The sequence below is a fragment of the Ferrovibrio sp. GW821-FHT12B10 genome, assembly GCF_058807515.1.
In genome coordinates this window covers 2,895,557-2,917,964 of the sequence record NZ_JBXAQT010000001.1, presented here as the reverse complement: position 1 = coordinate 2,917,964, position 22,408 = coordinate 2,895,557, and the positions used below count along the sequence as shown (strand labels likewise).

The following is a 22,408-nucleotide window of genomic DNA, read 5'->3' as shown; positions in this document are numbered from 1 at the left end:
CATTCCCCGCTTTCGCGGGAATGACGGGTTTTGAGGCGAAATCCCCACTTTTCTCACAACGATCACCGGAATCCGGCCATGGGTCACAACCCGGTCACAGGCGTCACAGCCTTGTCGGGGGCGGAAAACCGGGCTTTGCCGTACGGTCTCTCCATACAGTCGAGGCTCGATAGAAACCCGACCAAAAACAAGGAGACGACCATGACCATCCCCGGCGCCGCCTTCTTCCTGGTACTCGCAATCCTGCAATTCTTCATTATCGCTGACGGTCTGGTGTCCTGGTTCCATATCGACTGGGTCATCGCCGCCAATTTCGCCGCCATGCTGAGCGGCCTGCCGTTATTCGCCGCCTTCAATCTGATGCGCCATCGCGCCGCTCCCACCCGTCGCGAGCGCATCTGATATTTCCAACTGAAGCTTATTTCAAACTGAACCATACTTCTGATGTCGACCGGCCCGGAGCCCACCCTCCGGGCCGGTTTTTTATGGGGATCGTTTGCACCCCACATTCGTGCACCCATGGATTGCCGGTGCACCCGCACCATATCGCTTCAGCCAGTTGCAGCATTCGGATGCTGGATCGCCGGAAAGGCGGGATGGAACCGGCCGTCGCTGGCGCCAACTGGCATCCAACTGGACGCAACTGGCTTCAACTGGCTCGAACTGGCTGCCAACCGGCCATCATCTGCCCCCGCAACGGGTGGCAACCGGCTGGAAAGCGAATGGATTGGTGAAGGAAATCAAGCCCGCGCGGTGCGGCGGGCCAGTTTGTGGCTGTACATCATCTGGTCGGCGGCAGCCAAGGCCGCGCCCGGGTCTTCGCCGGGCTTGAGCGGATAGACGCCATAAGCGGCGTCCAGCGGCAGGGTCTTGCCTTCCCAATGCAGCGGCCGGCGACGGATTGCTTCCGCCAGCTGGTCGGCCTTTTCACGGCCTTGCTGGGCATCTGTCTCGCTGAGGATGACGCCGTATTCGTCGCCGCCGAGGCGGGCGATGATGTCGACCTCGCGGGTGTTGTCGATCAGGATCTGCCCGACCTGGATCAGCGCGGCATCGCCGGCCGAATGGCCGTGCTTGTCGTTGATCTCCTTCAGGCCGTTGAGATCGAAGTAGATCAGGCAGGAGGGACGGTTATAGCGTTCGACATGCGCCATGGAACGCGACAGCTCGCGCACGAAGGCACGGCGGTTGTACAGGGGGGTCAGCGTGTCGCGGTCGGCCAGACGTTCCAGCTCGGCGAGCCGGTTGCGCGTGCGGTTGAGTTCGGTGCGCAGCTGATCGACTTCACCCATCAGCCGCATGATCGCATCGCGCACGCGCGGCGTCAGTTCGACCTCGGGGATGCCCATCACGGTGGCGGTGGCGCCGGTCTCGGAAACCGGCCGGGCGCTGACAGGGACCGGGCCGCCCTGCGGGGCCACGGGACGCACGCCACCGGCCGACGACCCCACCTGGGGCGTCGCGACGGGCCGCAATCCTACCGGTCGGCTGTCCTCGATCTTCGCCATGCCTGCCTTTTCCGCCGTCCATCCGGACGGCAGCCTGCGTTATTACTGCCGCAGGCAGCGTTAACAAACCATGGATCGGGACGGCTGGCCACCGCGGCCGTTTGCACCGGAAAGCCCCCGGCAAGGACCGCTTTACAGCCTGACCCCGCTCCCTATAATCCGCCGCTTTCCGCGACAGGAGTAAAACGATGGCGCCGCGCCAGGGTTCGCCTGCCACCCGCAAGTCAGCCGGGAAGGCTAAGAAGACCGCCGGAAAGGCCAACCGCCCGCTGGTCGGCATCATCATGGGCAGCCAGTCCGACTGGGCCACCATGGAGCATGCCGCCGAGGTGCTGGCCGCTCTGGGCGTGCCGGCCGAGCATCGCATCGTTTCGGCCCACCGCACCCCGCAGCGCCTGTATGATTATGCACAGACGGCAGCCGGTCGCGGCATCCAGGTGATCATCGCCGGTGCCGGCGGCGCCGCCCATCTGCCGGGCATGGCGGCCGCCATGACGCACCTGCCGGTGCTGGGCGTGCCGGTGGAAAGCAAGGCGCTCAAGGGCCTGGACTCACTACTCTCAATCCAGCAGATGCCGGGCGGCATTCCGGTCGGCGCGCTGGCTGTCGGCAAGGCCGGCGCGATCAACGCGGGGCTTCTCGCCGCCGCGATCCTGGCGCTGAACGACGCCGCGCTGTCCAAGCGCCTGCAGGCCTGGCGCGCCAAACAGACCAAGGCAATCAAGGTCGCGCCTGTCGTCGAGAAGAAGAAGCGCGCCAAGTGACCGCACTCGCGCCCGGTAGCATCATCGGCATCCTGGGCGGCGGTCAGCTCGGCCGCATGCTCGCCATGGCCGCCGCGCGCATGGGCTATCACTGCCATATCTACGCGCCGGAAAACGATCCGCCGGCCGCCGAGGTCGCCGCACAGTTTACGCGCGCCGATTACACCGACGATGCCGCCATGGCCGCATTCGCCAAGTCATGCGCGGTCGTCACCTATGAATTCGAGAATATCCCGCTCGATCCAGTAGCGAAGATTGCCAAGCTGGTGCCGGTGCGCCCCGGCACCGAAGCACTGCGCATCACGCAGGATCGCATCTTCGAGAAGGAATTCTGCAACAGCCGCGGCATCAATACCGCGCCCTGGCGCAAGGTGACCTCGGTCGCCGAACTGAAGGACGCCATCGCGGCGCTGGGCCTGCCGCTGGTGCTGAAGACCTGCCGCATGGGCTATGACGGCAAGGGCCAGGTGAAGATCGCCAAGGCCGAAGAGGCCGAAGCCGCCTTCGCCGCGCTCAAATCCGACCACCTGATCGCCGAAGGTTTCGTCTCCTTCAAGCGCGAGCTGTCGGTGGTGCTGGCGCGCGGCATGGATGGCAATGTCGTCTCCTGGGGTCCGGTGGAGAATATCCATCGCAACCATATTCTGTGGCGCACCTATGCGCCGGCAACCATCTCGCCCGATCTGGCGGCCGAGGCCGAGCGCATCGCCGCCAGCCTGGCCGAAGGCCTGGGCTATGTCGGCGTCATGGCGGTCGAACTGTTCGACTGCGGTGACCGCATCCTGGTCAATGAGATGGCGCCGCGGGTGCATAATTCCGGTCACTGGACCATGGATGCCGCCACCACCTCTCAGTTCGAACAGCATATCCGGGCGGTCTGCGGCCTGGCCCTGGGCTCGGGCGAGCGGCTCTGCGACGCCATCATGGAGAACCTGATCGGTGCCGAGATCGAGGCCTGGCCCCGCCTGCTGGCCGAGCCCGAAACCAAGCTGCATCTCTATGGCAAGGCCGAAGCCCGGCCCGGCCGGAAGATGGGCCATGTGAACCGGCTCTACCCGAAAGGGCGAGCGCCACAACCTTAAGTCTCGGTAATGTGTGCCCATTCCCCTTGGCGGTGAGGCGCAGCTGGGCTATAGTAAGGTTAATACTTTTAACCAAACCCGCCGAGAACGGCGGTCTTCCCGGTCCGGTGCCAGAAGGCGCATATGGACTGGTGGAGTGAACGATCATGGCGATCGACAGTGTAGGTTCCGCTCCGGCCATCGCAGCGCAATTCCCGCCGCGCCCGCCGCAGAGCACCTTGAACAGCGGCACCGATAACCGCGCCGTCCAGAATACCCAGGAAGAGAGCAGCAGCCGCATTGCGCCGCCGCCTCCCCCGCCGCCCGGCGAAGGCAATGCCGGCAGCAGCATCGTTCTGGCCACGCAGCCGCAGGTTAATCCGGCGGTCCAGCAGCTCAATCCCGGCCCGAATGACCAGCAGAGCGGCGCCGGCGCCTCGAACGTTCAGACCACGGCGCGCGACCGCAATGAAGCCACCGCGCCGAGCCCGCAGAGCAACAGCGGCTCCGCCCTGAACTACAGCGCCTCGGGCACGGCCAATACCAAGAACAGCATCGGTCCGGCCGGCCGCAATCTCAGCCTTTCGGTCTGAGCCGGCCTTTTTTTAAAAACTATACCCGTCGCGGATGGCGGAACGGATTGGGCAAGCGGTCAAACAGCTTGCCCAATTTGCTTTTGGCCTGCTGGATCTTCATGACATCGCTTAAGCGACGATCCAGGAAGGCGGCGGTTGCCGCAAACCCTTCCGACTTGTCGTCCAGCCAGTACAGCAGCGTCGCGGCATAAACGCCGCCCAGCAGCATGCGCTTGGTGTAGAAATTGAAGTCGGTCGCGGTGTCGCCGGCGGCATACCAGATCGCATCCACCGTGCGGTAAAGCTGCCCCAGCGCCTTCGGTCCCTGCTGCGGCAGCGCTTCCAGCGTGAGTGCACGCCGCACCGCCTCGCGATGGCCAGCCACCAGCTCCAGCCGCACCAGCACCGCCGTCTTCACCCGCTCGCGGATTTTCATCGCCGCCAGGTCACGGCTTTCCAGGGCGCGCAGCATGGCGCGGTCGGTCTCGGCCACCCAGAAGTCCAGCGCCTCGGTAGCGCCGCCCGGGAAGGCGCGCACGACCAGCCCCGCGTCGCGGCCGCTGTCCTGCGCCGCCTGGGCCAGCGCCTTGGCCGACCAGCCATCGAAAGGTACATGGGGCAGCAGCGCCTCAAGCAGGGCGCGTTTGTCATCGAGCAGATGATCCGTGTCGCTCATTCTTCCTGCTCCTCTGGCCGCAGACTGGCGCGGTGCCGCAGCTCACTCTCGTAAACCAGATCCTTCAGATCGGCCATGCGTTGCGGATACAGGATGCCGTCGAGATGGTCCAGCTCATGCTGCACCACCCGGGCATGCCAGCCATCCACCTCGCGCGACAGCGTCTGCCCGTCCGGCAGGGTGCCCTCGTAGCGGATGCGGGTATAGCGCGGCACCAGCCCACGCAGACCGGGCACCGAGAGGCAACCCTCCCAGGCCATGTCCTGCTCCTGGCCCAACGGCTCCCAGCGCGGATTGACCAGCGTGACCAGTTCGCGCTTCCCGTCACCCTCGTCCGGGGTAAGGAACACGGCGACCCGCAGCGGCACATGCACCTGCGGGGCCGCCAGCCCCTGTCCGGGCGCGTCGATCATGGTATCGACCATATCCTCGATCAGCTGCCGGATTTCCGGAGCCGTGGGGTCGGGAACCGAGTCGGCGGGACGCGCCAGAACCGGATGTCCCATCTTTGCGATCTTCAGAATAGCCACGGCCCGAGCCTAAGCCAGCCGGAGGGGTCGGCCAAGGCCGCCAGATCGCCTTTTAGCGTCAATGAGTTACCAGCCCACCCGAATCACCGTTCCTGACCCACAAAGCCGCTTCACAAAGCCCTGACACCGTGTTAGAACCCGCCACCTGCCGGGGTCCTGCCCCGCAACAGCATTTCTATTGCCAACCCGAAGGATGGGACCGACGTGCAAGTTCTGGTTCGCGACAACAATGTCGATCAGGCCCTCAAGGCGCTGAAGAAGAAGATGCAGCGTGAAGGCATTTTCCGCGAGATGAAGCTGCGCGGTCACTACGAGAAGCCGTCCGAGCGCCGCGCCCGTGAAAAGGCCGAGGCGATCCGTCGCGCCCGCAAGCTGGCCCGCAAGCGCGCCCAGCGTGAAGGCTCGGTCTAAGAATCAGTCGCACGATGCCGTGATGAACGAAGCCGCCTGCCAGGGCGGCTTTTTTCATGGCAGTTTCCTGCGGCGAATTCGCCTAGACTGAGGCAGCGATAACAGCGGAGCCCGGCGGCGTGTCCCAGAATGTGCTGCTCCTGCAGGGTCTGAACCAGCTAGACCAAGGCATAGGCATTTTCGATCGGGCGCTGAAACTCGTCGCCTGCAATCGCCGCTATCTCGAAATCCTCGATCTGCCCGACCATCTGGGCACACCCGGCACGGCGCTGGAGACCCAGTTCCGCTACAACGCCGAGCGCGGCGAATACGGCCCGGGCAATGTTGACGAGCAGGTGCGCGAGCGCATCACCATGGTCGGCCAGTTCCAGCCGCATCATTTCGAACGCATCAGGCCCGATGGCACCGTGCTGGAAATCCGCGGCACCCCGCTGCCCGAGGGCGGCTGGATGACCATCCATACCGACATCACTGCACGCAAACACGCCGCGCTCGCAGCAGCCACACGGATCGCCAGCCCCTATCGCGGCAACCAGCTGCTGGATGTCGTGGTCGCCAATATCAGCCATGGCATCACGCTGTTCGACATGGACCTGCGCCTGCTGGTCTGCAACAGCCTGTTTTTGAAGATGTTCGACCTGCCACCCGAACTGGGTGAGCCAGGCACGCCCTTTGAAGCCTACATACGCCGCAACGCCGAGCGTGGCGAATACGGTGGCGGCGACATCGAAGATATCGTGCGACAGCGCGTCGAACGTGCGCGCCAGATGAATGCGCACCGTTTCCAGCGCACCCGCCCTAATGGCCGCGTGATCGAGGTAATCGGCACGCCGATCCCCGGCATCGGCTTCGTCACTAGCTATTCCGATGTCACCGAGCCGCGCCGCGTGCAGGACCAGTTGCGCGAACTGGCCGATACGCTGGAAGCCCGTGTCGACGAACGCACGGTAGCGCTGACACGCTATATCGCCGAACGCGAGGCGACCGAGCGAGAACTGCTGCAGGCCAAGGAAATGGCCGAGGTAGCCAATCGCGCCAAGAGCGCCTTCCTGGCCAATATGAGCCATGAATTCCGCACGCCGCTGAATGCAATCATCGGCTTTTCAGAATCACTGCTGGCCGGCTATTTCGGCGAGATGACGCCCAAGCAGCGCGAATATGTAGACGACATCCACAAGTCCGGCGGTCACCTGCTGCAGCTCATCAACGATGTTCTCGATCTTGCCAAGGTCGAAGCCGGCCGCATGGAACCGCATATCGAGTCGCTGAACATCCTGCATGTGGTGAGCGACAGCCTGGAAATGATGCGGCTGCAAGCCGAGCGTGCCGGCGTCGAGATCAGCGCCGATATGCCCGACGGCCTGCCGCCCCTGCATGCCGACGAGCGCATGATACGACAGATGCTGCTGAACCTGCTGAGCAACTCGATCAAGTTCACGCCCGAGAGCGGCAAGGCCTGGATTTCGGTGCAGCTGAAAGATCAGTTCATCCAGATTGCCATTCACGATACCGGCGCCGGCATGGCACCGCAGGATATCCCGAAGGCGCTAGCGCCCTTTGGACAGGTGCGCGGCGTGCTGACGCGCGAGCATCAGGGCACCGGTCTGGGCCTGCCGCTGGTGAAGTCGCTGGCCGAGCTGCATGGCGGTCACCTGGAACTGCAGTCCGAGCTGGGCCGCGGCACGGTCGCCACCATCAGCTTGCCGCTGCGCCGCCACGACCTGGCAAAACCTGAACCGAAAATAGTCTGACCGGCTTTACGGGCAGGCGGCGCGGGCCTCGCGCCGCAGTGTCTCGTAACGCACCGCCGTATCGTCGGGTACCGAGAGCGACAGCAGGAAAGCCAGCAGGTCATCGGCCTCTCCCGCTTTCAGCTTCAGTGGTTTCAGGATCGCCTCGCCATCGGCATGCAGGCGGTCTTCATCCAGATCGGAATAATGCGCTACCACATCGCGCAGCTCGGCCTTGCTGCCGTTATGCATGTAGGGCGCGGTGGCAGAGAGGCTGCGCAGGCCCGGCACCTTGAATTCACCCCAGTTGCGATGGAACTGGGCCAAGTGCCGCACCGGCACGGTGGCCGGACCATCGGGATCATCGTTATACGGCCCAAGGAGGCTGAAACGGTTGTCCTTCAGCCGGGCGATGCCCTGATGCCGGCCAGGATCAACGCGCTTCGACGCACCGCTGCCGACAAAGAACGGCAGACCGGTATCATGGAACTCGCCATTGGTGAAATTCGGGCCGACATGGCAGGTGGCGCATTGTCCACGTCCGATGAACAGCGCCAGCCCGCGCTGCGCCGCCGCCGGATAGCGCGCCATTGCCGCACGATCATCGGCGGCCAGCGCATCATGGAAGTCATCAAACGGCGTACGTGGCGAAATCAGTGTTTCCTGGAAAGCCGCCATCGCCTTCGCCGCCATCACGAACAGCGACTCGTCATCCAGCGCCATCGCATCGGACTGCACGCTGCGCGCCAGGCAGGTGAGCGGCTTGTCCTCGCGCAGCAGCCGTGTCGTGGCTGCGACCGATCCACCCATTTCCTCAGGCGCCAGGATGGGGCGGATGGCGGCCGCCCAGAGGCTGTCGCTGGCGCCGTCCCAGCCGTGCCAGCGCTGCAGCCGCGCGTTCAACAGGCTGGGCGCATTGCGGTCGAGCAGTTGCACACCCAGACTCTGCGCCCGCCCGTCGCCCCAGCCTTTCTCAGGCTGATGACAGGTCTGGCAGGCAATGTCGCCACGCGCCGACAGGCGCGGTTCGCCAAACAGCACGGCCCCGAGCCGGATGGCTGCCGCGCTGCCGGACAGGCGATTGGTGCGATCAGGCTGAGGCGCCGGCGGCCAGGGGCCATGGCTCTGAATGCGGCCGACCTGCGCGGTATCAAAGGCGGGTACATCGGACGCTGTCGCCGTACCGCAGACCAGCAGCAAACAGACAACGACGAAGAACCGTGTCATTTCGCGTCGTAGCGGAAGGTCAGCCGTTCCGAACGGTCTGCGCCGGCGAATTCAAAGCTGAACTCCCATTCGCCAGGCATATGCAGCAGCAGGCCTTCGGCGCGATAGACGCCCCAGTCGCGCTTGGCGATCTTGGCCTGGTAATTCATGCCATGCCGATGCGCCGGCATCGTGGCATCGACATGGGTCAGCCGCGGCAGTTCGGCCATGCGCCCATCGCAGATCAGGATATCCAGGGCGAATGGAGCATTCAGCGGGATCGGCACCGGGTCGGACTGCACGATCAGCTTGAAATGCGGCCCTTCGACAATGCGCGCGCTGACCGGAATGTCCGCGCAGGCCAGCGCCGGCGCGGCAGCCCCTGCAAGCAGCAGACCAGCCAGGGCGGCAACAGCCTTCACTTTACCGCTCCTGCCTGAAGCCAGTGCGGGCGAACAGTGCCTCGGCGTTGCGATACGCGATCTTTTCCGCCAGCGGCGCCGGCAGATCGGCCAGCCAGCCGCGTGACCATTTCGCATGCTCTTCGATATAGTGCCAACGCTCGGGCGTGAAGGTATCGGTGCCGACCATGAAGCGGTCGGGGAAGGCCTCGAAGACGGCCCGCCAGCCGGCATCCACCTTGCCGCTGGAAGCATGGTCGTTGCGGAAAGCAAGGTCAGCCCAGAGATTGGGGTAACGCTTCAGCAGGTCGCGCACCGTATCGGGCCGATCGAAGCCGGAATGAGCCCATAGAACCAGGGCATCCGGGTCCTGCTTGAACAGCCGCTCAACCGCATCCACGTCGCTGTGGGCATGCAGGAATAGCTTGTGCTGCTTGGCGAGCTGCACCATGCGGCGCGGCACCGGCAGATCGGCGTCGGCGCCGTAGAGATGGAATTCGCCGATCCCGACATAGCGGTATTTCGCCAGCCGCTCTTCCATATGGGTGATGATGGCGTCGTCGCGGAACCAGGTGCTGATCTCGCCGCGGCGGCGATAGGGCCGCAGCTCCGGCACGATCAGGTCGGGCGCCGCCTGGTAGAGCCGCTGGGTGCCCTCGTCGCTGGAGCTGGAGACCAGCACCTTGCGCAAGCCCGCGCGCTTCAGGATGGCGATGGCCTCATCGGTGGGCACTCCCGTCCAGGCATCGTGGCTGTAATGCACATGGGCATCGATCAGCGGCATCTGGGCCGGCTGCGCCTGCGTCGGCTGGGTCTGGGCGACGACTGCGGCCAGGGCGATGGCGAAAAGGCTCGGACGAATCATGGGGCGGGCTCCGGTTGCGGCGACCAGTTTACGCCAGTTTTATATCCCGGGCACCGTCACAAAAACGCCAGCGGCCCCGCAGGTTACTGCGGAGCCGCCTGATTCGTGACGCCATTGAGGTCGGTTTACTTGCCCCAGACCTCGTCGGCCAGCTCGACGATCATGCGCAGCTTGGCCCACTGTTCGTCCTCGGCCAGCACATTGCCCTCCTCCGTGCTGGCGAAGCCGCATTGCGGACTGAGGCAGAGCTGGTCCAGGGCTGCGAACTTGGTTGCCTGCTCCAGGCGCTTCCGGATGTTGTCCTTGGTCTCGAGTTGACCGGTCTTGGACGTGACCAGACCGAGGATGACCTGCTTGCTGCCCTTGGGCAGGTAGCGCAACGGCTCGAAGCCGCCCGAGCGCTCGTTGTCATATTCCATGAAGTAGCCGTCGACCTTGATCTTGTCGAGCAGCACCTCGGCCACCGGCTCGTAACCGCCCTTGGAGATGAAGGTGGAGCGGAAATTGCCGCGGCACAGATGCATGGTGATCTGCATGTCCGACGGGCGGTCGGCGATCGCCATATTGATCATCTCGGCATATTTGGTCGGCAGGCTGGCCGGATCGTCGCCGCGCTGGCGCGACAGCTCGACCTGATCGGGATCGCAGAGATAGGCCAGATTGGTCTCATCGAGCTGCAAATAACGGCAACCGGCAGCCGCAAAATCCTGCACGGCCTTCTTGTAAGCCTGGCCCAGGTCGCGGAAGAAATCGTCCAAGTCCGGATAGACATCCTTCGGGATGGCATTCCGGCCGCTGCGGAAATGCAGCACGCTGGGCGACGGAATAGTCATCTTCGGCGTCGCCTTGGTATGCGCCTTGAGGAATTTGAAATGATCGACCATAGGGTGACCGGAATAGCCGATCTTGCCGGTGACCTTCACGCCCTCGGCGCGGGTCTGCACACCGGAGAACTGGATGCCTTGTTCGGCATGCGTGTAATACTCCACACCATCCAGGCCGCCGAGAAAATCGAAATGCCACCAGCTGCGGCGGAATTCGCCGTCAGTGATGCTCTGCAGGCCGACATCCTGCTGCTTCTTGATCACGGCCTCGATGGCCTTGTCCTCGACGGCTTTCAGCTGCTCGGCGCTGATCTTGCCATCCTTGCGCTGGGCGCGGGCCTCTTTCAGCTCCTGCGGGCGCAGCAGGCTGCCGACATGGTCGGCACGGAACGGCGGCTTCTGGCGTTGCATCGGTTTCTCTCCCTTACTTTTATACGGATACTAATGGGTGTTATCGGAAACGGCCAGCCAGACATCCAGTTTCGACGGATCGGCGCGCAGGTCGGCACTGTCGGCGGCATGCACGATACGGCCACGCTCCAGCACCACCACCCGGTCGGTAATCGCCAGCAGTTTCCTGGCATTCTGTTCGACAATAATCGCCGACAGGCCCTCGTCTCGGGTGATGCGGGCCAGGGCGGCCAGCAGCTCCTCCACGATGATCGGGGCCAGGCCTTCCAGCGGCTCGTCCAGCAGGATCAGCTTGGGATTCAGCATCAGCGCCCGGCCGACAGCCAGCATCTGCTGTTCGCCACCCGACAACTGGTTGCCCAGGTTGCGGCGGCGTTCGGCCAGACGCGGAAACATCTCGAAGACCCGGGCCATGCCCCAGGGGCCGGGGCGCGCCACGGCACTGAGGTTTTCCTCGACCGTGAGCGACTTGAAGATGTTGCGCTCCTGCGGCACCCAGCCGATGCCGGCCACGGCGCGGCGATCGGAACGAAGCCCCGTGATGTCCTGTCCGGCCAAACCGATCCTGCCGCCGCGATAGCGCGTGGCGCCGATCAGCGTGTTGATCAGTGTGGTTTTGCCCGCACCATTGCGGCCCAGCAGCGCCAGCGACTGTCCGGCCGGCAACGTGAAGCTGACGCCATCCAGCACGATGGCCTCGCCATAGCCGGCGCACAGGTTCTCGACGGTGAGGAGCTCAGACATCGACCACCTCCTCGCCGAGATAGACTTTCTTCACGCGCGGGTCGCGGGCGATCTCGGCCGCCGGACCTTCGACGAACAGCCCGCCATTAACCAGCACCGAAATGGTTTTGGCGAAGCGGAAGACCAGCTGCATGTCATGCTCGATCAGCACCAGGGTCACGCTCTCGGGCAGTGCCGCGATCACGTCCAGGATCTGATGCCGTTCGGTTTCCGGCACGCCGGCGGCGGGTTCGTCCAGCAGCAGTACCGCCGGCTTGGCGGCCAGCGCCACGGCGATTTCCAGCAGGCGCTGCTTGCCATAGGCGATCTCGGCCGTGCGGCGGTCGCGCACATCGCCCAGGCCAAGCTGCAACAACAGCGCCTCGGCCTCATCGACCAGATCGCGGCGCAGGCCGACCGGGCGCCACCAACCGGTGGCGGCGTCCTCGCGCTGGGCGATCGCCAGCACGATGGTCTGCAGCGGCGTGAGATCGGCGAACAGCTGGTTGATCTGGAAAGTGCGGGCCAAGCCGAGCTTGACGCGCTTATGGGCCGCCAGGTCAGTGATGTCCCGCCCCTGCAGCAGGATGCGACCCGAGGTCGGCTGCAGCACGCCGGTCAGCAGGTTGACGAAGGTGGTCTTCCCCGCGCCGTTCGGCCCGATCAGTGCATGGCGCGCGCCGGTGGGCAATTTGAACGTCACGTCATTGGTGGCGATCAGCCCACCGAAGCTCTTCCGCAAAGCCTGGGTTTCAAGAACGATGCTCATCGTGCACCGCCTTTCAGGCGATGGGAGATCCACTCGCGCACCATGCGGGCAAAGCCGGTGATGCCGCCGCGGCCGAACAGCACGACGCCGACCAGCACCAGGCCGATCCAGAACTGCCAGTATTGCGGCGTGATGGCGGCCAGAAAGTCATACATGATCTTGAAGGCAACAGCGCCGATGATGGCGCCCCAGAGGCTGCCGCTGCCCCCGAGCACCAGAACCAGCAGCACATCAGCAGAGCGGTGGAAATCCAGCACGTCGAGCGAGACGAACTGGGTGGTCTGCGCCAGCAGCGCACCGGCGATGCCGGCATAGACGGCGGCAATGGTGTAGATCGTCACCAGCCGACGATTCGCTGGCACGCCCATGGCACCGGTGCGCAGCGCGTTACCCTTGATCGCGCGCAGCAGCAGGCCGAAGGGCGCATTGACCAGCCGCCGCGCCACGTAGAACAGGATGAACAGCACAGCGAGGCTGTAGCCATAGGCCACCTTGCCGAAGATGTCGAATTCGAACAGGCCCAGCACCGGACCCATGACAACGCCGGTGAGGCCATCGGCGCCGCCGGTGATGGCGCCGTATTTATTGGCCAGTTCGCGCAGGATCAACGCCACGCCCAGCGTCACCATCAGGCGGGTCAGGTCGCTGCCGCGCAGCACCAGGAAGCTGGTGACGAAACCGAGCAGGCCGGCGACAACGCCCGAAATCAGCAGCCCGCCGAGCGGGTCCTGGAAGCCGTGCTTGGCCAACAGGCCGGCTGTATAGGCGCCCAGACCGAAGAAGGCCGCATGGCCGAGCGAGACGATGCCGGCATAGCCCAGGATGAGGTCGAGCGAGACGGCAAACAGCGCCAGAATGGCGATTTCGTTCAGAAGCAGGACCTTGGTCGGCGCCAGCCACAGCAGGGCGAGTGCAAAAAGCCAGAAGGCGATCTCGAGCGGACGCCAGCGCGTCGGCGCCAGCAGCGCGCCCCTGGCGGTCGACGTGTCGGGCCGGAAGTATGACAGCAGGGCGGACATCGGGCGGCTCTCAGCGGACATGGGCACGGCCGAACAGGCCTTGTGGCCGCACGATCAGCACCAGCACCATGATCGTGTAGATGATGAAGCTGCCCACCGTCGGCACGTAATACTTGCCTGCCACATCGGCGATGCCGAGCAGGATGGAGGCGAGGAATGGCCCGGTCAGTGTGGTGGTGCCGCCGACGCTGATCACCACCAGGAAGTAGATCATGAACTTAACCGGAAAACCGGGATCCATACCCAGGATCTCCGCACCCAACACGCCGCCAAGGCCGGCAAGGCCAGAACCAAAAGCAAAGGTGAGCGTGAAGATGAAACTGACATTGATGCCCAGCCCCTGCGCGACGCGGGTATCGTCCACGGCAGCGCGCAACTGGCTGCCGAAGCGGGTCTTGCTCAGGATCAGCTGCAATGTCACCGCCAGTACCAGGCAGATCGCGATGACAAACAGCCGGTAGACGCCGACGCTGATGCCCAGCACCTCGACGCGGCCACGCAGGATCGGCGGCAGGCTGATCAGCTGCTGCTGTGCCCCCATGAAATAGTCGACGGCCGAAATGGCCATGAAGACCAGGCCGATGGAGAACAGTACCTGGTCGAGATGACTCTTGGTATAGAGCCGCACATAGAGCGTGCGCTCCAGCAGCGCACCAAGCGCCGCCGAAAACAGAAACCCGGCAGGGAGACACCAAAAGAAGGAGACCCCGTAACGGTTCATCAGCACGACGGTGAGATAGCCGCCGGCCATCGCGAAAGCGCCATGCGCCAGGTTAATGAAATTCATCAAGCCGAGCGTGACCGACAGGCCGCAGGCCAGGACAAACAGCACCATGCCATAGGCGAAACCGTCGAACAGGATGGTCAGCACAGGCGTTTCTTTCGCAAAAAATAGGCGTCTCTTTCGCAGAACGGCCGGCGGTGATGAGCCGCCGGCCGCCATATTACACGATGACTGCGTTACTTCTTGGCGGCTTTGACCGGGTCCTTGACCGCTTCGACGGTGGCGAATTCGACATTGTAAAGCTCGCCATTCACCTTCTCCACTTTGCGGACATAGACATTCTGGACGATGTCACGGGTTTCCGGATCGATCGAGATCGGGCCGCGCGGACTGGTCCACTTCATGCCCTTCATGGCCTCCAGAAGCTTGGTGCCATCGGCATCGCCGTTGGTCTTCTTCAGGGCTTCGTAGATCATATGCATGCCGTCCCAGCCGCCGAGGCCATGGAAGTTGGCCCGCATGCCGGTCGCCTTCTTGAAGGCATCCACCAGCGCCTTGTTCTTGGGCGAGTTATGCGCCGCCGAGTAATGATGCGTGGACACCACGCCCAGCGCCGTGTCGCCCATGCCGTTCAGGATGTCGTCATCCAGCACGTCGCCAGTGGCGATCAGTTTGATACCGTCCTTGGCGAAGTCGCGATCGGCGAACTGCTTCATCACCGCCGAGCCGGCGCCCGATGGCACGAAGACAAACAATGCATCCGGCTTGGCATCCTTGGCGCGCTGCAGGAAGGGCGCGAATTCCGGGTTCTGCAGCGGCACGCGCAGCTCGGCCAGCACTTCGCCGCCATTCTTGGTGAAGGTCTCCTTGAAGGCCTTCTCGGCATCGATACCCGGCCCGTAATCAGACACCAGGGTGACGACCTTCTTGATGCCGTTCTTCGGCGCCCAGTCGGCCAGCGGCGCCGTCACCTGCGCCAGGGTGAAGCCGGTGCGCACGATATAGGGTGACTGCTCGGTGATGATCGAGGTGGCCGCCGCCATCACGATGGTCGGCACTTTCGCCTGGGTGGCGATTGGCGCAGTGGCCAGCGCCAGTGGCGTGAGACCAAAGCCGGCCAGCACATTCACCTTCTCGCTGACCACCAGCTCCTGCGCGATGCGCTTGGTGACGTCGGCGGTGCCGGTATCGTCCTTGACGATCAGCTCGATCTTTTTGCCGGCCACCGTGTTGCCATGCTGCTGCATGTACAGCTTGGCCATGCCTTCGATCTGGCGGCCGGTGGAGGCGAAGGGACCCGTCATCGGCAGGATCAGGCCGATCTTGACAGTCTGTTGTGCATAGGCGCCCGTCGAAACGACAAGGCTCATGGCGGTCACCGCCATAGCGGCAAGAAGATGTCTGCGATTCATGTGTTTCCTCCGGTGTTATTTTTATGGGCGCGGTTCGCTATTCGCACGCGAGTGCACCTATCCAACACTTGTTTTGGACTTTGGCGGAACCGATAAAAGATGCAAGGGGAATCTAGGTAGACTTGACTGAGAGCGAACGGAGCCGCCCCTTTACCTTCAGCCCCGCTATTGAGAAAGCCGATGCCGATACATACACCCGTCTGGCAGCTCAGCGCCGCCGATCTCCATGCCGCCTACAAAGCCGGTCAGCTTTCGCCGGTGGATGTCACCACGACGTTGCTTGACCGCATCGCGGCGGTCAATCCGCAGTTGAACGCCTTCGTGCATGTCGATGCCGACGGCGCCATGCAGGCCGCCGAGGCCAGCGCCACGCGCTATCGCGATGGCAAGGCCCTGAGCCCGCTCGACGGCGTGCCGGCTTCGGTGAAAGACAGCCTGCTGGTCGGTGGCATGCCGGCCACCTGGGGTAGCCGCCTGCTGGAAAGCAATATGCCGATGGAAGACGAGTTGCCGGTCGCGCGCCTGCGCGCCGCCGGCGCGGTGCTGCTGGGCAAGACCAACCTGCCGGAATTCACGGTGCAGGGTTACACTGACAACCTGCTGTTCGGCCCCACTGGCAATCCCTGGAATCCAGACCTCACGCCCGGCGGCTCCAGTGGCGGCGCGGTATCGGCAGTCGCGGCAGGCCTTGGCCCCATCGCTCTGGGCACCGATGGCGGCGGCTCGACACGGAGACCGGCCGGTCATACGGGGCTTATTGGCTTCAAGCCCGGCACTGGCCGTATCCCGCGCTGTGGCGGCTTCCCGGAAAGCTATTACGACATGGAAGTGATTGGTCTGTTCGGCCGCAGCGTCAGCGACGTTGCCGTCACGCTCTCGCTGCTGTCCGAACCCGATGCGCGCGACCGTCACTCCCTGCCCTATGCCGGCATGCCGCCGCAGGCCGCGCCGGATCATCCGCGCATCCTTTACATCCCGCGCTTCGGCAGCCATCCGGTCGAGCCCGCGGTCCTGCGCAGCGTCGACCAGGTTGCAGATCGCCTGCGCGAGATCGGTTGCCAGATATCCATCGGCGCGCTTCCGTTCGACATCGACGCGGTGACGGCAACGATGGCGACGCTGATGCCGGCTGGCCTTGCCATGGCGGTCGACCGCATGGGCGGGCCGGACCGCATCACACCGAGTCTGCTGCCCATGTATGAAACCGGCAAAGGCATCACCGGCAGTGCCTATCTGGCCGCGCTGAATGCCGGCACCGACCTGCGCCGCCAGATGGTTACTTTCTTCAGGGATTACGATGCGATCCTGACGCCCGCGGCCGCGGCACAGCCCTGGCCGAAGACCACCGTCTATCCCGACCGCATCGCCGGGCTGGAAGCCGGGCCGCGCGGTCATGCGATCTATACGGGCTGGGTCAATCTCGCCGGCCTGCCGGGCATCGGCATGCCGGGACAGCCGGATGCAGCCGGACTGCCCATCGGCTTCCAGCTGATCGGCGGTTTCGGCAGCGATGCGATGCTGCTGGAGATCGGGCTGCGTTATGAGGCGGCCGCACCGGAAACCCGGCGCTGGCCGCCCCTATTCCCGTAAGTCTTACAGGCCGAGGATCAGCTTCGACATGATGTTGCGCTGAATCTCGTTCGAGCCGGCGTAGATCGTGACCTTGCGCATATTCAGATAGCGCGCGGCCACACCGTCAGCATAGTCCGGCCCGATTGTCGGTTCGTTCGAACCTTCGATCAGCGGCGTATAGGGTGCGGCATAATAGCCGATCGCCTCGGCCGACAGATCGCTGACCAGTTGCTGCAACTCGGTGCCGCGGGTCTTCAGCATGGACGAGGCCGCGCCGAGATTCTGGCCGCTCTTGGTGCCGCCCAGCACGCGCAGCTCCAGCATCTCCATGGCCATGATCCCCATTTCCGCATCGGCCAGCTTGGCGGCGAAATCTGGATCGGCGACCAGCGGTTGGCCGAATTTCTGCTCGGCCTTGGCGATCTTGCGCAGATGCGACAGGTGCCGCTTCAGATGGCCCGAATAGGCATTGCCGCGCTCGAATTCCAGCAGGTACTTGGCGCAGGTCCAGCCCTGATTCAGTTCACCGACCAGATTCTCCTTCGGCACCTTCACATCGTCGAAGAAGACCTGGTTGACCTCCTGCATGCCGGGCGAAGATTCGTCGATGGTCACAATCGGCGTGATGGTGACACCGGGCGACTTCATGTCGATCAGCAGGAAGGAGATGCCTTCCTGCGGCTTCTTGGTCTGGGCGGTGCGCACCAGGCAGAAGATCATGTCGGCATGCTGGGCTTCCGAGGTCCAGATCTTGCTGCCGTTGCAGAGGAAATGATCGCCCTTGTCCTCAGCCTTCATCTGCAGGCCGGCAAGATCGGAACCGGCACCCGGCTCGGAGTATCCCTGGCACCACCAGGTGTTGCTGGCGATGATGTCGGGCAGATACTTCTTCTTCTGCGCCTCGGTGCCGAATTTCATGATCACCGGCGCCAGCATGCGCGGGCCAAAGGGCACAGTAATTGGCGCGCCGGCCGTGCTCATCTCCTGCTCGTAGATATAGCGCTGGGTCGGCGTCCAGCCCGGACCGCCATGCTCGACCGGCCAGTTCGGCGCGAGCCAGCCCTTCTCGTTCAGCGCCTTCTGCCAGCGGATATGCAGATGCTTGGCGATATAGCCGGTGCGGGTGCGCGCCATCGCCGCCTGCATCTCGGCATCGTAATGCTTCTTGATGAAGTCGCGGACCTCGTCGCGGAAGGCCAGCTCCTCGGCGGTGAAATTCAGGTCCATGTGATTGCCTCCCTAAGGTCGTCTTTGCCGCAGATTACAGCAGGAGATACAGCCTGCAAACCGTGCCGCAGAGGCAGGCACGGTTGCCGCAGCGTCAATCGGCAGTTGCCTGCAATCCCATGCCACTGACCTTGAACCGGCGTGGCGCCACGCCGGCGCGGCGCGTGAAAAAGCGCGTGAAATAGGCTGGATCGCGGAAACCCAGCGCATAGCCAGCTTCCGCCACGGTCATCGAGGTGTAGAGCAGGTTGCGCTTCGCCTCGATCATCAAACGCGCGTGAATGACATCCAGCGGCGCCTTGGCGGCGACGCGTCGACAGGCGGCCGTGAGGCGCTTTTCCGTCACGGCAAGATCAGCAGCATAGGCGCTGACCGGACGATGCTCGCGGTAATGGGTTTCGACCAGCATCCGGAAGCGCGCGAACAGCGCCGCATCCGCATCCTGCGCCAGTGCCTGCTGGCGATCCGCCTGGCGCTGGCGCGCCATGGTGATGAAGATCAGCCGCACATGAGCGGCAATGGCCTCCATCTGGCCCAGCGCATTCCAACGGAACTCTTCCGCGATGGCGGCGAAATGATCGCGCAACCGCGCTGTCTCAGCGGCATTCGCATCCAGCGGCAGCAGCACCGGCCCGGTCATCACCGGCGCCAGGTCGGCGCTGCCGCGCGACCCCAGGATGTCACGGGCGAAACTGTCCGACAGCGTGACCACCCAGCCTTCGGTGCCAGGCTGGAAGCGATAGCCGTGCACCACGCCCGGCGGCACCGTCACCAGTGTGGGAGCCGCGAAGTCGAGCTCCAGACTATCGGCGCGCAACTGCCCACCGCCACCGGTGGCCAACAGCAGCTGGAACAGGTTGGAATGACGATGCGGCGAGATGTGCCAATCGTGCAAGAGACTGCGCGCGGCAATCGTCTCGACATGCAGAAAATGCAGCCCGGCCTCTTTGTCGGCTTCGCCATACAGGAAGAATCTTGGAATTAAATCAGTCATTTATAATGGAATCCGCCCTGCACCCCTGTTCCGTCAGACGGGCAGCGCCTCCCCCGTCTGACGCGGAAAAGTACAAGATTAGCGCATCTGCGTCCATTTCCCTTGTTCGGGTGCCGGGCCATCTTCCTGACTGTTATCCGGGGAGAGATTCGCATGCGTACCCAAGTCGGGATTATCGGCGCCGGCCCTGCCGGCCTTCTGCTGTCGCACCTGCTGCATCTGGCCGGCATCGAATCCGTGATTCTGGAAGCCCGCGACCGCCCCTATGTGGAAGGCCGCATCCGCGCCGGCGTGCTGGAACAAGGCACCGTCGATGTGCTGAACGAGACCGGCCTTGGCGCGCGCATGAACAAGGAAGGCCTGCTGCATCACGGCACGGCCCTGCGCTTCCGCGGCCGTAATCATCACATTGATTTCGTCGACCTGACCGGCAAGGCCGTGATGGTCTATGGCCAGCATGAAGTCGTCAAAGACATCATCGCCCAGCGCCTGAAAGACGGCGGCCAGATCGTCTTCGAGGCCACCGATGTGGCGGCACATGACATCTCCAGCGACCAGCCGCGCATCACCTGGACTGACAAGGACGGCACAGCGAAGACGCTGAACTGCGATTTCATCGCCGGCTGCGACGGTTTCCACGGCATCTGCCGCCCGGCGATCCCGGCCGATGTGCTGAAGATTTACGAGCGCGTTTATCCCTTCGGCTGGCTTGGCATTCTGGCGCGGTCCAAGCCGGTACAAGAAGAGCTGATCTACAACCAGCACGAACGTGGCTTCGCGCTGTTCAGCATGCGCTCGCCGGAAATCACCCGACTGTATCTGCAGTGCCATCCCGACGAGGACATCGCCAACTGGCCCGATGACCGCATCTGGGAAGAGTTGCACAAACGTCTGGAAGGTGAAGACAGGTTGAAGCTGGAAGAAGGTCCGATCATCCAGAAGGGTGTGACGCCGATGCGCAGCTTTGTCGCCGGTCCGATGCGGCACGGCAAACTGTTTCTGGCCGGCGACAGCGCCCATATCGTGCCGCCGACCGGCGCGAAGGGCATGAACCTGGCCGTGGCCGATGTGCACTACCTGTCGCGCGCACTGGAGACCCATTACGCCAAGAAGGGCAGCGCGCTGCTCGACGGGTATTCCGACATCTGCCTGCGCCGCGTCTGGAAGGCGCAGCGGTTCTCGTGGTGGATGACCTCGCTGCTGCATCGCTTCGACGAACGCAGCGACTTCGAGAACCAGGTCCAGCTCGCTGAACTGGACTATCTGGTCTCCTCACGCGCCGCGATGACCAGCCTGGCCGAGAATTATGTCGGCCTGCCCTTCGAATAAGCTGTTACCAGACTCCGGTATGCACCAGCTGCGGCGCATAAGCCGAGGCTGACCAGCGCAGCGGCAACACATCATTCAGCCAGACTCCGCGGTCGATCTCGAACCGCATCAGCCGCTGCGCTCCCTCGAACGCCGCCACCTCTGGCCCATCCCAGATGATCCCGGCACTGCCGGTCAGCATCAGCACGTGGCCGGCCGCGTAATCGACGAACAGCAGACCGGCGACCGGATTGCTGGCGATATTGCCCAGCGTGTTGAAGAAATTGTTGCCGGAGAAATCCGGCACGGTCAGCTGGCTGCGGCCATCCTTTTCTGTCAACCGCACAAAGCCGGGCCGGCCACCGCGATGCGACACGTCCACACCATGAACCGGATCGATGCCGCTGGCTCCGGCTGCTGCCGTGGCGATGAAGAAGGTGTCGGCTTGCCGGATCAACGCGGCGGCGCGATCCGATACCCGCGCCCCCTCGGCATGGGCCTCGGGCGCGATCTCGACAGTATCGACAAAGAAGGGCTGGCGCGCCTGGATATACTGCGGGCAATTGCCGAAGCTCTGCGTCACCTGAACGACGAAGCCGCCGGTATCGCTCGAGAGCACATGGCCGTTGGCGCGATTGCGGCGCCGGGTCTCCGGCTGTAAGCCCAGCAAGCCCAGCGGCGCATTCTTAACCAGGTTACCCGCCAGCGGATCGCCCGGCAGCGGCGCGGCACTCACGGTCAGCAGGCGCGGATCGGGTGTGCCTATGAATCCCGGCCGCCCGACCAGGATGGACGCCCATGGCCGCCGGTCTTCGTCGAGGCTGCCCACGATCAGCGTCGGCAGCTGGGTGAAGAATTCCCGATGCTGCTCGGGCATGAAGTCGCGCAACGCGCGGCGGCCAGCCATTTCCATGCGCTCGCGCACACCGGCCCGCGCCTGCAGCGCCTGCTCGCCGGCATGCCAGGGCGAGCCTTCGGGCCAGCCTGGCAGACCTTCATTCGGGTTGATGGCCATGATCGACCTCCTCTGCTCAGGCGGCGACGGCGCTGCGCGGCATGCCGACGAAGCCGGGCAGGGCTTCGATGCGGCCAAGCCAGGCCCGGATATTCGGATAGGGTTCCAGCGACACACCGCCTTCGGGCGCATGCGCCGTGTAGGAATAGAGCGCGATATCGGCAATCGTCGGGTTGCTCCCCACCAGCCAGGGCTGCTTGGACAGATGAGCATCCATCACGGCATAGAGCTGGGCGGCGATCTGCTTGGTGCGCTCATGGTCGAAGGGCGCCTTGAACAGCACCACCATCCGCGCGGCGGCCGGCCCGGATGCCAGCTGGCCCGCCGCCACCGAGAGCCAGCGCTGCACCTGCGCGGCCTGCACCGGGTCCCGCGGCAGCCACTGGCCGCTCCGGTCATAGCACGAGGCGAGGTAGACCAGGATGGCATTGCTGTCGGAAATCACGGCATCGCCGTCTTCCAGCACCGGCACCTGCCCGAAAGCATTGCGCGCCAGGAAGTCCGGCTGCTTCTGCGCCTTGTTGACCAGATCAACATCGATGCTGGTGAAGGGCAGCCCGAGCAGGGACAGGAACAGCTCGGCCCGGTGGGCATGGCCGGAGAGTGCGAAACGGTGCAAGCGGAGCGACGGGGCAGTCATGGCGGGTCCTCGGGTTGAATTACCCCGTTACTATGATCTTGAT

The 22,408-nt window shown here is 64.0% G+C and carries 24 protein-coding genes; 8 read left to right on the top strand and 16 right to left on the bottom strand.

The window, feature by feature from the left end; genetic code table 11:
* Positions 1-201: 201 nt before the first annotated feature.
* Positions 202-402: a hypothetical protein gene (locus AC1RRT_RS14665; RefSeq protein WP_493014550.1), complete on the top strand. Its 201-nt coding sequence runs from the start codon at positions 202-204 to the stop codon at positions 400-402.
* Positions 403-740: 338 nt separating this feature from the next.
* On the opposite strand, the gene AC1RRT_RS14660 is transcribed toward AC1RRT_RS14665, so the two are convergent.
* Complete coding sequence (locus AC1RRT_RS14660; protein WP_493014549.1) at positions 741-1,508, bottom strand: GGDEF domain-containing protein; 768 nt, start codon at positions 1,506-1,508, stop codon at positions 741-743.
* A gap of 284 nt (positions 1,509-1,792) precedes the next feature.
* On the opposite strand from AC1RRT_RS14660, the gene purE reads away from it, so the two are divergent.
* From purE to AC1RRT_RS14645, 3 genes are all read left to right on the top strand, one after another.
* Complete coding sequence (gene purE / locus AC1RRT_RS14655; RefSeq protein ID WP_493015179.1) at positions 1,793-2,272, top strand: 5-(carboxyamino)imidazole ribonucleotide mutase; 480 nt, start codon at positions 1,793-1,795, stop codon at positions 2,270-2,272.
* Positions 2,269-3,354, top strand: a complete 1,086-nt coding sequence (locus AC1RRT_RS14650) for a 5-(carboxyamino)imidazole ribonucleotide synthase (RefSeq protein ID WP_493014548.1) — start codon at positions 2,269-2,271, stop codon at positions 3,352-3,354. Before purE ends, AC1RRT_RS14650 begins: the two co-directional genes overlap by 4 nt.
* A gap of 146 nt (positions 3,355-3,500) precedes the next feature.
* On the top strand, positions 3,501-3,926 hold the full coding sequence (locus AC1RRT_RS14645) for a hypothetical protein (protein ID WP_493014547.1): 426 nt from the start codon (positions 3,501-3,503) through the stop codon (positions 3,924-3,926).
* Positions 3,927-3,945: 19 nt separating this feature from the next.
* On the opposite strand, the gene AC1RRT_RS14640 is transcribed toward AC1RRT_RS14645, so the two are convergent.
* The gene (locus AC1RRT_RS14640) at positions 3,946-4,584 is read right to left on the bottom strand and encodes a COQ9 family protein (protein WP_493014546.1); all 639 of its coding nucleotides are present in this window, start codon (positions 4,582-4,584) and stop codon (positions 3,946-3,948) included.
* Positions 4,581-5,114, bottom strand: a complete 534-nt coding sequence (gene def / locus AC1RRT_RS14635; protein ID WP_493014545.1) for a peptide deformylase — start codon at positions 5,112-5,114, stop codon at positions 4,581-4,583. The genes AC1RRT_RS14640 and def overlap by 4 nt, the downstream gene beginning before the upstream one ends.
* 204 nt (positions 5,115-5,318) lie before the next feature.
* On the opposite strand from def, the gene rpsU reads away from it, so the two are divergent.
* Together rpsU and AC1RRT_RS14625 are read left to right on the top strand one after the other, a co-directional pair.
* Positions 5,319-5,525, top strand: a complete 207-nt coding sequence (rpsU, locus tag AC1RRT_RS14630) for a 30S ribosomal protein S21 (protein ID WP_492971429.1) — start codon at positions 5,319-5,321, stop codon at positions 5,523-5,525.
* Between the two features lie 119 nt (positions 5,526-5,644).
* Positions 5,645-7,276 (top strand): sensor histidine kinase, encoded by a 1,632-nt coding sequence (locus AC1RRT_RS14625; protein WP_493014544.1) that lies wholly within the window; start codon positions 5,645-5,647, stop codon positions 7,274-7,276.
* A gap of 6 nt (positions 7,277-7,282) precedes the next feature.
* On the opposite strand, the gene AC1RRT_RS14620 is transcribed toward AC1RRT_RS14625, so the two are convergent.
* The 9 genes from AC1RRT_RS14620 to AC1RRT_RS14580 form a co-directional block, all read right to left on the bottom strand.
* The gene (locus tag AC1RRT_RS14620; RefSeq protein ID WP_493014543.1) at positions 7,283-8,482 is read right to left on the bottom strand and encodes a cytochrome-c peroxidase; all 1,200 of its coding nucleotides are present in this window, start codon (positions 8,480-8,482) and stop codon (positions 7,283-7,285) included.
* Positions 8,479-8,883 (bottom strand): hypothetical protein, encoded by a 405-nt coding sequence (locus tag AC1RRT_RS14615; RefSeq protein ID WP_493014542.1) that lies wholly within the window; start codon positions 8,881-8,883, stop codon positions 8,479-8,481. Before AC1RRT_RS14615 ends, AC1RRT_RS14620 begins: the two co-directional genes overlap by 4 nt.
* Position 8,884: 1 nt before the next feature.
* On the bottom strand, positions 8,885-9,727 hold the full coding sequence (locus AC1RRT_RS14610) for an amidohydrolase family protein (protein WP_493014541.1): 843 nt from the start codon (positions 9,725-9,727) through the stop codon (positions 8,885-8,887).
* Between the two features lie 125 nt (positions 9,728-9,852).
* Positions 9,853-10,962, bottom strand: coding sequence for a 5-methyltetrahydropteroyltriglutamate--homocysteine S-methyltransferase (locus tag AC1RRT_RS14605; RefSeq protein WP_493014540.1), 1,110 nt, complete (start codon positions 10,960-10,962; stop codon positions 9,853-9,855).
* A gap of 30 nt (positions 10,963-10,992) precedes the next feature.
* Entirely contained in the window at positions 10,993-11,706 is a 714-nt protein-coding gene (locus AC1RRT_RS14600) for an ABC transporter ATP-binding protein (RefSeq protein WP_493014539.1), read from the bottom strand.
* The gene (locus tag AC1RRT_RS14595) at positions 11,699-12,454 is read right to left on the bottom strand and encodes an ABC transporter ATP-binding protein (RefSeq protein ID WP_493014538.1); all 756 of its coding nucleotides are present in this window, start codon (positions 12,452-12,454) and stop codon (positions 11,699-11,701) included. The genes AC1RRT_RS14600 and AC1RRT_RS14595 overlap by 8 nt, the downstream gene beginning before the upstream one ends.
* Positions 12,451-13,473 (bottom strand): branched-chain amino acid ABC transporter permease, encoded by a 1,023-nt coding sequence (locus tag AC1RRT_RS14590; protein ID WP_493014537.1) that lies wholly within the window; start codon positions 13,471-13,473, stop codon positions 12,451-12,453. The genes AC1RRT_RS14595 and AC1RRT_RS14590 overlap by 4 nt, the downstream gene beginning before the upstream one ends.
* Before the next feature lie 10 nt (positions 13,474-13,483).
* Positions 13,484-14,344 carry a branched-chain amino acid ABC transporter permease gene (locus tag AC1RRT_RS14585; RefSeq protein ID WP_493014536.1) on the bottom strand — a complete coding sequence of 287 codons (861 nt, stop codon included), beginning with the start codon at positions 14,342-14,344 and terminating at the stop codon, positions 13,484-13,486.
* An 89-nt stretch (positions 14,345-14,433) separates the two neighbouring features.
* Complete coding sequence (locus AC1RRT_RS14580) at positions 14,434-15,609, bottom strand: ABC transporter substrate-binding protein (RefSeq protein ID WP_493014535.1); 1,176 nt, start codon at positions 15,607-15,609, stop codon at positions 14,434-14,436.
* 180 nt (positions 15,610-15,789) lie between these two features.
* Between AC1RRT_RS14580 and AC1RRT_RS14575 the strand changes: the two genes are divergently transcribed.
* Entirely contained in the window at positions 15,790-17,199 is a 1,410-nt protein-coding gene (locus AC1RRT_RS14575) for an amidase (RefSeq protein WP_493014534.1), read from the top strand.
* 3 nt (positions 17,200-17,202) lie between these two features.
* Here the strand turns inward: AC1RRT_RS14575 and AC1RRT_RS14570 are convergent, their stop codons facing one another.
* Complete coding sequence (locus AC1RRT_RS14570) at positions 17,203-18,408, bottom strand: acyl-CoA dehydrogenase family protein (protein ID WP_493014533.1); 1,206 nt, start codon at positions 18,406-18,408, stop codon at positions 17,203-17,205.
* 94 nt (positions 18,409-18,502) lie between these two features.
* On the bottom strand, positions 18,503-19,402 hold the full coding sequence (locus AC1RRT_RS14565; protein WP_493014532.1) for a helix-turn-helix domain-containing protein: 900 nt from the start codon (positions 19,400-19,402) through the stop codon (positions 18,503-18,505).
* A gap of 153 nt (positions 19,403-19,555) precedes the next feature.
* On the opposite strand from AC1RRT_RS14565, the gene pobA reads away from it, so the two are divergent.
* Positions 19,556-20,731: a 4-hydroxybenzoate 3-monooxygenase gene (gene pobA / locus AC1RRT_RS14560; protein WP_493014531.1), complete on the top strand. Its 1,176-nt coding sequence runs from the start codon at positions 19,556-19,558 to the stop codon at positions 20,729-20,731.
* 4 nt (positions 20,732-20,735) lie between these two features.
* Here pobA and AC1RRT_RS14555 read toward each other — a convergent pair whose 3' ends face one another.
* Both AC1RRT_RS14555 and AC1RRT_RS14550 read right to left on the bottom strand, forming a co-directional pair.
* Positions 20,736-21,725, bottom strand: a complete 990-nt coding sequence (locus AC1RRT_RS14555) for a flavin-nucleotide-binding protein (RefSeq protein WP_493014530.1) — start codon at positions 21,723-21,725, stop codon at positions 20,736-20,738.
* Positions 21,726-21,741: 16 nt separating this feature from the next.
* Positions 21,742-22,365, bottom strand: coding sequence for a glutathione S-transferase family protein (locus tag AC1RRT_RS14550; RefSeq protein ID WP_493014529.1), 624 nt, complete (start codon positions 22,363-22,365; stop codon positions 21,742-21,744).
* Between the last annotated feature and the right edge of the window lie 43 nt (positions 22,366-22,408).

Bases quoted from the DNA above. Each gene is read 5' to 3' on its own strand.
- AC1RRT_RS14665 (WP_493014550.1), top strand. From the start codon at position 202: ATGACCATCCCCGGCGCCGCCTTCTTCCTGGTACTCGCAATCCTGCAA.
- AC1RRT_RS14660 (WP_493014549.1), bottom strand. From the start codon at position 1,508: ATGGCGAAGATCGAGGACAGCCGACCGGTAGGATTGCGGCCCGTCGCG.
- purE (WP_493015179.1), top strand. From the start codon at position 1,793: ATGGGCAGCCAGTCCGACTGGGCCACCATGGAGCATGCCGCCGAGGTG.
- AC1RRT_RS14645 (WP_493014547.1), top strand. From the start codon at position 3,501: ATGGCGATCGACAGTGTAGGTTCCGCTCCGGCCATCGCAGCGCAATTC.
- AC1RRT_RS14640 (WP_493014546.1), bottom strand. From the start codon at position 4,584: ATGAGCGACACGGATCATCTGCTCGATGACAAACGCGCCCTGCTTGAG.
- AC1RRT_RS14620 (WP_493014543.1), bottom strand. From the start codon at position 8,482: ATGACACGGTTCTTCGTCGTTGTCTGTTTGCTGCTGGTCTGCGGTACG.
- AC1RRT_RS14610 (WP_493014541.1), bottom strand. From the start codon at position 9,727: ATGATTCGTCCGAGCCTTTTCGCCATCGCCCTGGCCGCAGTCGTCGCC.
- AC1RRT_RS14605 (WP_493014540.1), bottom strand. From the start codon at position 10,962: ATGCAACGCCAGAAGCCGCCGTTCCGTGCCGACCATGTCGGCAGCCTG.
- AC1RRT_RS14600 (WP_493014539.1), bottom strand. From the start codon at position 11,706: ATGTCTGAGCTCCTCACCGTCGAGAACCTGTGCGCCGGCTATGGCGAG.
- AC1RRT_RS14595 (WP_493014538.1), bottom strand. From the start codon at position 12,454: ATGAGCATCGTTCTTGAAACCCAGGCTTTGCGGAAGAGCTTCGGTGGG.
- AC1RRT_RS14590 (WP_493014537.1), bottom strand. From the start codon at position 13,473: ATGTCCGCCCTGCTGTCATACTTCCGGCCCGACACGTCGACCGCCAGG.
- AC1RRT_RS14580 (WP_493014535.1), bottom strand. From the start codon at position 15,609: ATGAATCGCAGACATCTTCTTGCCGCTATGGCGGTGACCGCCATGAGC.
- AC1RRT_RS14575 (WP_493014534.1), top strand. From the start codon at position 15,790: ATGCCGATACATACACCCGTCTGGCAGCTCAGCGCCGCCGATCTCCAT.
- AC1RRT_RS14570 (WP_493014533.1), bottom strand. From the start codon at position 18,408: ATGGACCTGAATTTCACCGCCGAGGAGCTGGCCTTCCGCGACGAGGTC.
- AC1RRT_RS14565 (WP_493014532.1), bottom strand. From the start codon at position 19,402: ATGACTGATTTAATTCCAAGATTCTTCCTGTATGGCGAAGCCGACAAA.
- pobA (WP_493014531.1), top strand. From the start codon at position 19,556: ATGCGTACCCAAGTCGGGATTATCGGCGCCGGCCCTGCCGGCCTTCTG.
- AC1RRT_RS14555 (WP_493014530.1), bottom strand. From the start codon at position 21,725: ATGGCCATCAACCCGAATGAAGGTCTGCCAGGCTGGCCCGAAGGCTCG.
- AC1RRT_RS14550 (WP_493014529.1), bottom strand. From the start codon at position 22,365: ATGACTGCCCCGTCGCTCCGCTTGCACCGTTTCGCACTCTCCGGCCAT.